The 11651-nt window shown below is 68.6% G+C and carries 7 protein-coding genes and 1 tRNA gene; 5 read left to right on the forward strand and 3 right to left on the reverse strand.

All coding sequences use genetic code 11. The annotated features are described in order from the left end of the window. The first annotated feature begins 7 nt into the window (after window positions 1–7). Window positions 8–1171, forward strand: a complete 1164-nt coding sequence (gene mnmA, locus M5E06_RS08130) for a tRNA 2-thiouridine(34) synthase MnmA (RefSeq protein ID WP_252137794.1) — start codon at window positions 8–10, stop codon at window positions 1169–1171. 169 nt (window positions 1172–1340) lie between these two features. Continuing rightward, window positions 1341–1415 (forward strand) — tRNA-Met (locus tag M5E06_RS08135). A 118-nt stretch (window positions 1416–1533) separates the two neighbouring features. Here M5E06_RS08135 and M5E06_RS08140 read toward each other — a convergent pair. Then, a complete protein-coding gene (locus M5E06_RS08140; protein ID WP_136704316.1) occupies window positions 1534–2448 on the reverse strand; it encodes a GGDEF domain-containing protein in 915 nt (304 codons plus the stop codon). A gap of 255 nt (window positions 2449–2703) precedes the next feature. Between M5E06_RS08140 and M5E06_RS08145 the strand changes: the two genes are divergently transcribed. Beyond that, window positions 2704–4656: a sigma-54-dependent Fis family transcriptional regulator gene (locus M5E06_RS08145; RefSeq protein WP_252137795.1), complete on the forward strand. Its 1953-nt coding sequence runs from the start codon at window positions 2704–2706 to the stop codon at window positions 4654–4656. A gap of 174 nt (window positions 4657–4830) precedes the next feature. Here the strand turns inward: M5E06_RS08145 and M5E06_RS08150 are convergent, their stop codons facing one another. Next, entirely contained in the window at window positions 4831–8514 is a 3684-nt protein-coding gene (locus M5E06_RS08150) for a hydantoinase B/oxoprolinase family protein (RefSeq protein ID WP_252137796.1), read from the reverse strand. 159 nt (window positions 8515–8673) lie between these two features. After that, window positions 8674–9255 (reverse strand): GNAT family N-acetyltransferase, encoded by a 582-nt coding sequence (locus tag M5E06_RS08155; RefSeq protein WP_109151237.1) that lies wholly within the window; start codon window positions 9253–9255, stop codon window positions 8674–8676. A gap of 286 nt (window positions 9256–9541) precedes the next feature. On the opposite strand from M5E06_RS08155, the gene M5E06_RS08160 reads away from it, so the two are divergent. Both M5E06_RS08160 and M5E06_RS08165 read left to right on the forward strand, forming a co-directional pair. After that, window positions 9542–10324 (forward strand): TerB family tellurite resistance protein, encoded by a 783-nt coding sequence (locus tag M5E06_RS08160; protein ID WP_252137797.1) that lies wholly within the window; start codon window positions 9542–9544, stop codon window positions 10322–10324. Window positions 10325–10448: 124 nt separating this feature from the next. Beyond that, window positions 10449–11603: a hypothetical protein gene (locus tag M5E06_RS08165; protein WP_252137798.1), complete on the forward strand. Its 1155-nt coding sequence runs from the start codon at window positions 10449–10451 to the stop codon at window positions 11601–11603. Window positions 11604–11651: the final 48 nt, after the last annotated feature.

Here is an 11651-nt window from a genome sequence, read left to right on the forward strand (position 1 = left end):
GGGCGCCATGAACTCCCTCGGTCTTTCCAAGCGCCCCCAGGACACCCGCGTCGTCGTTGCGATGTCCGGCGGGGTGGATTCCTCCGTCACCGCCGCCGTGCTGCGGGAGGAGGGCTATGACGTCGTCGGCATCACGCTGCAGCTTTACGACCACGGCCTCGCCCTGCAGAAGCCGGGCGCCTGCTGCGCCGGCCAGGATATCTACGACGCCCGTCAGGTCGCCGACCGCATCGGCATCCCGCATTACGTCCTGGATTACGAGGGCCGATTCAGCCAGGACGTGATGGATGACTTCGCCGACAGCTATCTGCGCGGCGAGACGCCGATCCCCTGCGTGCGCTGCAACCAGCGCGTCAAGTTCCGCGACCTGCTGAACACCGCCCGCGATTTGGGCGCCGACGCGCTTGCCACCGGCCACTACGTCCGCCGCATCGCCGGCCCGCAGGGTGCCGAGCTGCACCGCGCCGTCGATCCCGCCAAGGACCAGAGCTATTTCCTGTTCGCCACCACGCGCGAGCAGCTGGAGTTCCTGCGTTTCCCGCTCGGCGGCCTAACCAAGCCGGAGACCCGCGCGCTGGCCGAGCGCCACGGGCTGGAGGTTGCGGCCAAGCCCGACAGCCAGGACATCTGCTTCGTCCCCAACGGCAATTATGCCGAGGTGGTGGCGAAGCTGCGCCCCGGGTCCGTCGAGCCCGGCGACATCGTTCATGTCGACGGCCGGGTGCTGGGCCGCCACAAGGGCGTCGTCCACTACACGGTCGGCCAGCGCAAGGGGCTGGGCATCGGCGGCATCCGCGGCCAGGAGGAGGAGGCGCTCTACGTCGTCCGCCTGGAGCCCGCCCGCCGCCGCGTCGTCGTCGGCCCGCGCCGCGACCTCGCCCGCTCGCTGGTGATGGTCCGCGACGTGAACTGGCTGGGTCCTCATCTGGTCGAGGGTGCCGGCATCGAGGTGTCGGTGAAGCTCCGCTCCGCCCAGCCCGCCGCCCCTGCCCTGTGGCGCGCCGGCCCGGACGGCACCGCGCGGGTGGAACTGCTGGAGGCCCAGCACGGCATCGCTCCCGGTCAGGCCTGCGTCGTCTATCAGGGCGACCGCGTGCTGGGCGGCGGCTGGATTTCCGGCACGGCGGGAGGTGTGGCCGAGGGTGTTGAGGTTGGTGAAACGGCGGCCTGAATCAGGGGGTTATGCCGATTTTTGCCGACCGGCCGAAAAAAATCGCACCCCCTGAAAATTCCGCGTTGACAGGCCAAGTCGCCCTATCCTATATAGCGGCTCCCGGCGGCAACGACGGGACACGATGGTAGCCAACGGCGGCGGAAACGCCAATAATGGCGCTCACGATGGCAGCGTAGCTCAGTGGTAGAGCAGGGGAATCATAATCCCTTGGTCGGGGGTTCAAATCCCTCCGCTGCTACCATCACAGAAAACCCCCTGATTTCCGGAAGGAAGTCAGGGGGTTTTTCTTTGCGCATCGTCCACATGATGCAGCGTCGATCGCGGTTCGACGATTGCGAGGCCCCCGGCGTTGCCCTCCCCTACCCCTGTATCGACTTCGGCAGCGCGATCTGCGGTTCGACCTCCACGCGATTGCGGCCGGCGTTCTTGGCGCGGTAGAGGGCGGCGTCGGCGCGGGCCAGCAGCGGTTCGATGCCGGTGTCGGGGCCGGTCAGCCAACTCAGGCCAAGGCTGACGGTCAGGTACAGTTCACCGCCGTCCTCCAGCTTCACCGGTTGGGCGGCGATCGCCTGGCGCAGGCGCTGGGCGGCGGCGAAGGCGTTTACCGGCGGGGTTTCCGGCATCACCACGGCGAACTCCTCGCCACCCAGGCGGCCGATGATGTCGCAAGCGCGCAGAGTGTCCTTGCAGGCGCGCACCGTGCTGCGGATCGCCTCGTCGCCGGTGGCGTGGCCGTGGGTGTCGTTGACCCGCTTGAAGTGGTCGATATCCAGCATCACCACCGACAGCGGACGCTCGTATCGTCGCGAGCGGGTAAACTCTTCAGCCCCCCTTTCCAGGAAGCGGCGGCGGTTCATGGCGCCGGTCAGGGCGTCGGTGGTCGCCAGCCGTTCCAGGTCGCGCTGCATCGCCACGACGCGCGAGGCCGCCAGCAGGCGCGCCGCCGTCCACTTCCAGTCCAGGGGCTTGCGCAGGAATTCGTCGGCGCCGGCCTCCACCAGTTCGTGGAACTGGTCGGTCATGCTGCCGGGGATCATTAGGATCAAGTACAGGTGGCGAAGCCCCTGGGCGGTGCGCAGGTGCCAGCACAGCTCGATGCCGGTCATGTCGGCCAGACGGATGTCGGCCATCACCACGTCGAACCGCTCATTCGCCACCGCTTCGATGGCGGCGGCCCCGCTGTGGACCACGCTGGTGGCGTAGCCGAGCTTGTTCAGCTCATACACCATCATGGTCAGGTGGCGCGGTGAATCGTCGACGATCAGAATCCGCAACTCGAAAGCTCCCGGCGATCCTTGCCCGTTTATGGAGCATGAGGCCCAGGTTGTGCAAATGTCCTTAACGTCATGTCGCAGAACAATAACGAAAAGCCGGGGTCATACGCCGGTATGCCGGCGGCTGCGGCTGGGGTCGGACGGCGGCGCGGTCTGATGCTTTTGCACATGTTGCCTATCGGGCCGGCCGGTTGGTACTGTTCCTTATAAATATGTTCGCGGGACAAGCGGACGATGACTGCGGGAGGCACGACCATGGACAGCGCGCGCGCGGCCCACATCGATGAACTCGTCCGTGTCTCCACCGGCGGTGTCTCCGCCGGCTTGCGGTCCGCCCGCGACCCGATCATCGAAAGCTCCTGGCGCCGCTGCGTCGCCGACCACAAGCTGGACCCCACCGTCGGGCGCGAGCCACACATCCTGCCGCAGGAACGGCTGCGCGAGCATCGCGACGCCATGGACGAGTTCCTGCGCATGGCCCGCTTCGGACTGGAGGCGCTGTACCGGCAGGTGGCCGGCATGGGCTATGTCCTGCTGCTGACCGACAGCAACGGCGTCACGGTGGACTTCATCGGCGACCCGACCTTCGACAACCATCTGCGCCGGGCCGGGCTGTATCTGGGGGCGGACTGGAACGAGGGGCACGCCGGAACCTGCGCGGTCGGCACCTGCATCGCCACCGCCCAGGCGCTGACCGTCCACCAGACCGACCATTTCGACTCCACCCACATCCCGCTGACCTGCACCGCCGCACCCGTCTTCGACAGCGGCGGCGAACTGGCCGCCGTTCTGGACATCTCCGCCCTGCATTCTCCGGAACCGAAGATCAGCCAGTATCTGGCGCTGCAGATGGTGCGCGCCTATGTCCACAAGATCGAAACCGCCAATCTCTACAACAACTTCCGCCGCGACTGGGTGGTGAAGCTGTCGGCGTCGCAGGAGTTCGCGGAGGTCGATCCCGACTTCGTCCTGGCGCTGGACGGCGGCGGGCGGGTGGTCGGCTTCAACCACAAGGCCCGCGACCTGCTGGTGGAGGATGGGGTGTCGCCGCTCGGCCGCTCCTTCGCCGAGCTGTTCGACTGCGAAGTGGATGATCTGGTTCATTTCGTCCGCTCGCTGCCGACCGAACAGCGCACGCTGCGCCTGCGCCGCACCGGCCTGCCGCTGTTCGCCCAGGCGATGCCGCCGCCAGCCGTGTCATTGCCGCGCAGCCATGCGCCGGACCATGGCGGCGACACGCTGCCGGAGCCGCTGCGGGTGGTGTCCGGCGGCGATCCGGCGCTGAAGGCGGTGCTGACGCGCGCGGCCAAGCTGGTCAACACCCGCATGAGCCTGCTGATCCATGGCGAGACCGGCACCGGCAAGGAGCATCTGGCCAAGGCCCTGCACAAGGCCAGCGTCCGCCGCAACAAGCCCTTCGTCGCCATCAACTGCGCCGCACTGCCGGAAAACCTGATCGAGAGCGAGTTGTTCGGCTACGAGCCGGGCTCCTTCACCGGGGCGACGGCGCGCGGCAAGAAGGGGCTGATCCTGGAGGCCGACGGCGGCACCCTGTTCCTGGACGAGATCGGCGACATGCCGCTGTCGTCGCAGACCCGCCTGTTGCGCGTGCTGGCCGAGCGGGAGGTGACGCCGATCGGCCGGACCAAGGCGGTTTCGGTGGATGTCCGCGTCATCGGCGCCACCCACCGCGATCTGGTAGAACTGGTCAAGGCCGGCAAATTCCGCGACGACTTGTACTTTCGTCTCAACGGCGCGGTGTTCACCGTGCCGCCCCTGCGCCAGCGCGGTGACCTGGAGTGGCTGATCGAGCGGCTGCTGGCCGAGCGGACGGAACGTGACGGCATCGGCTACCGGCTGACCCCGGCGGCGCTGGCGGCTCTGCGCGGGCACGGCTGGCCGGGCAATGTGCGGGAGCTGGTGAATGCGCTCGACTATGCCTGCGCGGTCAGCGATGGCGGGCTGATCGACCTCGACGACATTCCGGAGCCGGTGCAGCACAGCGGCCTGTTCCAGGCGTGGCCGGCGGAGGTGGCGGAGAAGGCAGTGGCGGCGGCGGAGGAAGACCCCGCCGCCCGGCTGCGCGAGACGCTGCGGCGGCATCACTGGAACGTGTCTGCGACGGCGCGGGCGATGGGGGTCGATCGCTCCACCATCCACCGGCAGATGCACCGCTTCGGCATCGTGGCGCCGCATCGGGCGGAGTGAGGCTGAGTCTGTGCGCGACGTGCTGCTGCGGTTGCCCCCTCCCCATCCCTCCCCCGCTTCGCGGGAGAGGGGGTAGGAACTTTGCAAAAGTGTTGCAAAGGAGCGGCGGCAGTCCCCTCTCCCGCCATAGCGGGGGAGGGTTAGGGAGGGGGCATCACGCCCCCCAACGCCCCCTTACCCCACCGCCCCGAACCCGCCGCCGCCCGGCGTCTCAACCACCAGGGCGTCGCCCGGCCGCATCGCCGTGCTGTCCTGGGAGGCCAGTTCCTGCACGCTGCCGTCGGTGCGCTGGACCCAGGTGCGGCCTACCGCACCGTCCGCACCGCCCTTCAGGCCGAACGGGGCGATCTTGCGGTGGTTGGCGAGGATGGCGGCGGTCATCGGCTCCAGGAAGCGCAGGCGGCGAATCACGCCGTCGCCGCCGCGCCAGCGCCCTGTCCCGCCGGAGCCGCGGCGGATGCGGAAGCTCTCCACCAGCACCGGGAAGCGCCATTCCAGCACCTCCGGATCGGTCAGGCGCGAGTTGGTCATGTGGGTCTGCACCGCGTCGGTGCCGTTGAAGCCGTTGCCGGCACCGGACCCGCCGCAGACCGTCTCGTAATACTGGTGCCACTCATTGCCGAAGGTGGTGTTGTTCATCGTGCCCTGGGCAGACGCCATCACCCCCAGCGCGCCGAACAGCGCATCGACGATGCACTGGCTGGTCTCGACATTGCCGGCAACCACCGCGGCCGGCGGGTTGGGCGACAGCATGGAACCGGGCGGGATGACGATCTCGATGGGGCGCAGGCAGCCCTCGTTCATCGGGATCTCGTCGTCCACCAGACAGCGGAACACATACAGCACCGCCGCCCGGCAGACCGCCGACGGAGCGTTGAAATTGTTGGTCAGCTGCGTGCTGGTGCCTGAGAAATCGACGATCGCCGAGCGCGCGGCATGGTCGATCGACACCCGCAGCTTGATGACCGCGCCATTGTCCAGAGTCACCGCGAAATCGCCGTCGCTCAGCACGCCGATGGCGCGGCGGACCTGCTCCTCGGCATTGTCCTGGACGTGGCGCATATAGGCGATGACGGTGGACAGTCCGTGCAGGCGAACGACGCGGTGCAACTCGCGGGTGCCCTGCTCGTTGGCCGCCACCTGCGCCTTCAGATCGCCGATGTTCTGCGCCGGGTTGCGCGCCGGATGCGGGCCGGAGCGCAAAAGCTCCACCATGGCCTCCTCGCGGAACTGGCCGTTCTCCACCAGCGGCACGCAATCCAGCAGCACGCCCTCGTCGGCGATGGTCTTGCTGTCCGGCGGCATGGAGCCGGGGGTGATGCCGCCGACATCGGCATGGTGCCCGCGCGAGGCGACGAAGAACAGCAGGTCCTTGCCGGCCTCGTCGAACACCGGCGAGACGACGGTGATGTCCGGCAGATGGGTGCCGCCATGGTAGGGATCGTTCAGCGCGAAGCTCTCGCCGGCGGTGAAGCTGCCGCCACGCCGCTCGATGACCGCGCGCACGCTCTCGCCCATCGATCCCAGATGAACCGGCATGTGCGGGGCGTTGGCGATCAGCCCGCCTTCGCGATCGAACAGGGCGCAGGAGAAGTCCAGCCGCTCCTTGACGTTCACCGAGCGGGCGGTCTTCTCCAAGGTCACGCCCATCCGCTCGGCGATGGACATGAACAGGTTGTTGAAGACCTCCAGCGTCACTGGATCGACCTTCGCCCCGCCCTTGACTCCGGCGGCCTGACGCTGGGTCGCCGGCTCCAGCCGGGTCAGCACCAGATGGTTCTTGCGGGTGACCTCCGCCATCCAGCCGGGCTCGACCACGGTGGTGGAGACGGCTTCGGCCAGGATCGCCGGGCCGACGACGCGGTTGCCGGGCTGAAGCTGGCGGCGGTCGTAGAGCGGCGCCTCGCGGCGCTGGCCACCAATATGCATCGCGACGGTGGCGAGCCGGCGCGGCAGCACCGCGGTGGTGACGGGAAGCTCCGGGTCCTCCAGAACGTCGGTGAGGCCGACGGCCTCCAGCGTCACCGACTCAACCTCCAGCGCGGTGCCGGGGGTGAGGAAGCCGTAGCGGCGGCGGTGCGCCTCCTCGAAGGACTTGGTCATCGCCACCTTCGACCCGAAGGCGACGGTCAGCGTGGTGTCGGAGCCGGCGGCCTTCAGATGGACGCGGCGGTTGATCGCCTGCCGGCCGGCATCGACGCCCTGGCGGGTCAGTTCCGCCCGCCCTTCGGTCTCCAGGTCGGTGAACAGCATGGTCAGCCGGTCGACCACGGCGTCGCTCAGCGGTCCTTCCACCGCGCGCTCGCGGATGGCCACGGTGTCGGCCAGCCCGATGCCGTAGGCCGACAGCACACCGGCCTGCGGATGCAGGAACACCCGCGTCATGCCCAGCGCGTCGGCGACGGCGCAGACATGCTGGCCCGCCGCCCCGCCGAAGCCGTTCAGCGTGTAACCGGTGACGTCATAGCCGCGTTCAACGGAAATCTTCTTGATGGCGTTGGCCATGTTGTCGACGGCGATGCGCAGGAAGCCTTCGGCGACCTCCTGCGGGGTCATCGTCGTGCCGAGCTTGGCGTTGACGGTGGCGGCCAGTTCGGTGAAGCGGGCCTTCACGACCTCGGCATCCAGCGGCTGATCGCCGTTCGGGCCGAAGACATGCGGGAAGAAGCGCGGCTGGATCTTGCCGACCATGACGTTGCAGTCGGTGACCGTCAGCGGCCCGCCGCGGCGGTAGCAGGCAGGACCCGGATTGGCGCCGGCACTGTCCGGCCCGACGCGGAAGCGGGTACCGTCGAAGACGCAGAGCGAGCCGCCGCCGGCCGCGACCGTGTGGATGTGCATCATCGGCGCCCGCACCCGCACCCCGGCCACCACCGCGTCGAAGGCGCGCTCATACTCGCCGGCATAATGCGACACGTCGGTGGAGGTGCCGCCCATGTCGAAGCCGATGACCCGGTCGAAGCCGGCCATGCCGGCGGTGCGCACCGCACCCACCACGCCGCCGGCCGGACCCGACAGGATGGCGTCCTTGCCCTGGAAGCGGCGGGCGTCGGTCAGGCCGCCGTTGGATTGCATGAACATCAGCGGCACCGGCGTGCCGTCGACGCTGAGGTCGTTGGCGACACGATCGACATAGCGGCGCAGCACCGGGGAGAGATAGGCGTCGGCCACCGTGGTGTCGCCGCGGCCGACCAGCTTCATCAGCGGACTGACCAGATGGCTGACGGAGACCTGGGTGAAGCCGACCGCGCGGGCCAGCGAGGCGACCTGCCGTTCATGCTCCGGATAGCGGTAGCCGTGCATCAGCGCGATGGCGGCGGCGCGGAAGCCCTGGCGGTAGGCCTCCTCCAGCCCGCGGCGGACGGCGTGCAGGTCGACCGGCTTCAGCACCCGGCCGTCGGCCATCACCCGCTCCGGCACCTCCACCACATGGGAATAGAGCTGGTCGGGCAGATGGATGTGGCGGGCGAAGATCTTCGGCCGGGCCTGATGGCCGATGCGCAGCTGGTCGCCCAGCCCTTCGGTGATCAACAGGACGGTCGGCTCGCCCTTGCGTTCCAGCAGGGCGTTGGTGGCGACGGTGGTGCCCATCTTCACCACCTCCACCGTGTCCGGCGGGATCGGCTGGCCCGGCTTCAGGCCCAGCAGCTCGCGGATGCCCTGGACGGCGGCGTCGGCATAGCGCTCCGGATTTTCCGACAGCAGCTTGTGGGTCACGACCGACCCGTCCGGCCGGCGGCCGACGATGTCGGTGAAGGTGCCGCCGCGATCCACCCAGAACTGCCACCGGGCCGGCCTGGTCTCCGCCGCTCCGGCCACCGCCCCTCCGGCCACCGTCGCGTTCTCCGTCTCACCCATCGTCGCACCCGCCGAATTCCATGCGCGGCAACCGCACCGCGCGTGGGCCGGAGTTTCGCGATCCGGCAGCGAATTTCAACCGCTTGAGTGGCCCGTCCCCATCAGGAGGTAGGGAAGCGGCGGAAAGAACACAGGATCACCGATGAAGAACCCTGCCGCTCAGGCGGCCAGCCGCTGCGGCGACGGGGTGGGCAGACGGCCAAGAATGGCGTTGCCGGACAGGATGCTGTTGAAGGCGCCGGTGCCATCCTCCAGCGCTTCCAGGGCGAGGGAGAACTGGTTGGGCGGCGGCAGCTCGAACCGCGAGGTGATCTCGCCGCTGTCCAGCGCCAGCCGGCCACCGAAGCGGCGGGCCAGCGCACGCATGCGGACATTCTCCGACAGGCACATCATGTGGACATGGCGGATGCCGCGGTTGCGGGCGACATTCAGGATGCGGCGGACCAGCGTGCTGCCGACCCCCTTGCCCTGCAGCACCGATTCGACGCTGATGCCGAACTCCGCCTGTTGCGGCCAGAGGATGCGGTCGCCGCACAGTTCCACCGCGCCGCGCAGCACGCCGTCCTCGAACGCGCCGAGAATGACCGTCCGGCCCCAGTCGATGGCTGCGCAATGCCGCTCGACCGCCTCGTCCGACAGGGTGCCGGTGAAGCGGGCATAGCGGTCCGTCCGGTCAAGGCGGAGAAGATGTGCCCGGTACTGGGGCAGTTCGGTCGGCAGGATCTTGCGGATGATAGGCATGGCTCTGCTCACGGTTCTCGAAAATCCGAAAACGCATTCGCGCAGAACGTTTTTCCCCAGGCTCCGGCGCCGCCACCGGCGGACACCGCTTTTGTCACGGCCGGCGCTCTCTGCGGCGCCCTTTGTTGCATTGCAACATGGCGTGGCTGACGGGAATCGCAAGCGCTTATTAGAACTTTGCAATGCGAACAATGCTGGCCTGTTGCCGGTGCGCCACAGTTGGCCCGCCCTGTTCCGGCCGCTATGCTGCCCCCGGTTGGGGAGCCTGCGGACATAAGAGCGTAGCATGAGCATTTGGGGCAAGATCCTGGGCGGCGCGGCCGGCCTGTTCACCGGCGGGCCGATCGGCGCCCTGCTGGGCGGTCTGGCCGGGCATGCGGTCGACCTGTGGTCGCCCTGCGGCCCGGACGACCAGCCGCGCCGGGGCATGAGCGACGCCGATGCCGAAGCGGCCAAGCAGACCGTCGCCTTCACCATCGGCGTGATCGCGCTGGCCGCCAAGATGGCGCGGGCCGACGGCGTGGTGAAGCGGGTGGAGGTCGACACCTTCAAGCGGCTGTTCCGCGTCCCGCCGGAGGAGTTGGGCAATGTCGGCCGCGTCTTCGACCTCGCCCGCCGCGACACCCGCGGGTTCGAGGAATATGCCCGCCAGATCGCCAAGCTGTTCGAGGACAAGCATGCGGTGCTGGAGGAGTTGCTCGACAGCCTGCTGATGATCGCCGAAGCCGACGATGAGCTGCACGAGACGGAGGTGGAGTATCTGCGCGCCGTCGCCGTGATCTTCGGCTTCGACGAGGCCGACTTCCGCCGCATCGTCGCCGGTCACCATCTGGCCGGCACCCCGACGGAGACCGACCCCTACGCCGTGCTGGGCGTGTCGCGCCACGCGGATGACGACGCGGTGAAAATCGCCCACCGGGCGCTGGTGCGCGAACACCACCCGGATCGGCTGATCGCCCAGGGCATGCCGCAGGAGTTCATCGACCTCGCCACCCAGAAACTCGCGCTGATCAATGCCGCCTACGACCGCATTCGCCGGCAACGGGAGGGAGCTGCGGCCCTGTCCTGACATGTCGCGATTCGTCACAGCTTTTGATGATTTGAAATTGTTTTGCCATAGGCTTTATCCCGTTTCCTGACGTATCGTTCCCGCCGGGGCGGGCGATCGGTTGCCCGCGCGCTTTGGGGGCGACATGACGATGCGACGCACGATCATCCGGACGATCTTCGCTGCGGTTCTGGGAACGACGATTGCAACGGGCGGCGCCGCGCAGGCGCAGATGCCGGCGGCGGCCGCCGACGCGACGGTGGTGCCGGGGGTGGTGCCGGGGGTGGTGCTGGGACAGCCGCTGACGCTGAACCTGGGAGTGCCGCCGGCCGGCACCGACTGCGCCACGCAGGCCGCGACGCTGAACGCGCAAGCCCTGGTCCTGGTCGCCAACGGCCAGACCATCCCCGGCGCCCGCGCCAGCTTCGGCTGCTCGGCCAAGGGTGAGCTGGTGGGCACCGCTTCCACCTCCATCTCCGGCAACGGCGACGACGCGGCCCAACGGCGGGCGTCATGGCAGACCGCCTTCAGCGGCTTCTTCAACCTCGCCGGCGCCAAGACCCTGCCGGTCGCCTTCGGCCCGGCCACAGGCGGCATGACCACCGCGCCGAAGATGGTCTCCATCCAGGGCGCCAGCGACCGCGACCTGGGGCTGGCCGCCGTCTGGTTCGCCCTGGTGGCGGCGCTGTTCCTGTTCGCCTTCTTCCGCCATTTCGGCCGCACCGACGCCATCACGCCGATCGCCGGCGTGCCGATGCCGGCCAACTACCGGGCGCCCTACAGCCTCGCCCGCTTCCAGCTTCTGTGGTGGAGCGGGATCGTCACCGCCTCCTATGTCGCCATCCTGACCATCACCGGGTCGATGGACACCATCACCACCGGCACCATAGCGCTGATGGGGATCGTCGGCGGCACATCCGTCCTGGCCGCCTTCCAGGATCGCCGGCCGAGCGACGACGACACCCGGCGCCACCAGCATGCCGCCGCCTACCTCGCCGCCGCCGCGGCCAACCCGCCCGACCAAACCGCGATGGCCGCCAGCCTGGCCGAGGTCTATCCGCCGTCCCAAGGATTGCTGCCCGATCTGCTGAGCGACGCCGCCGGCTACAACATCCACCGCCTGCAGCTTCTGGCCTGGACCGGCGTGCTGGGCATCACCTTCCTCTACGAGGTCACCCGCACGCTGGGCATGCCGGAGCTGTCGGCCAACCTGCTGGCGCTGACCGGCATCAGCAACGGCACCTATTTCGGCTTCAAGATGCAGGAACAGCAGGTACCGACGCCGACCGGGACCGCGTAACCGGCCGGCAATCGCGGGGGACGCAACCCGCCCAACCGTTTTTCCGGG

The sequence above is a fragment of the Azospirillum sp. A1-3 genome, assembly GCF_023806445.1.
Taxonomy (GTDB): domain Bacteria; phylum Pseudomonadota; class Alphaproteobacteria; order Azospirillales; family Azospirillaceae; genus Azospirillum.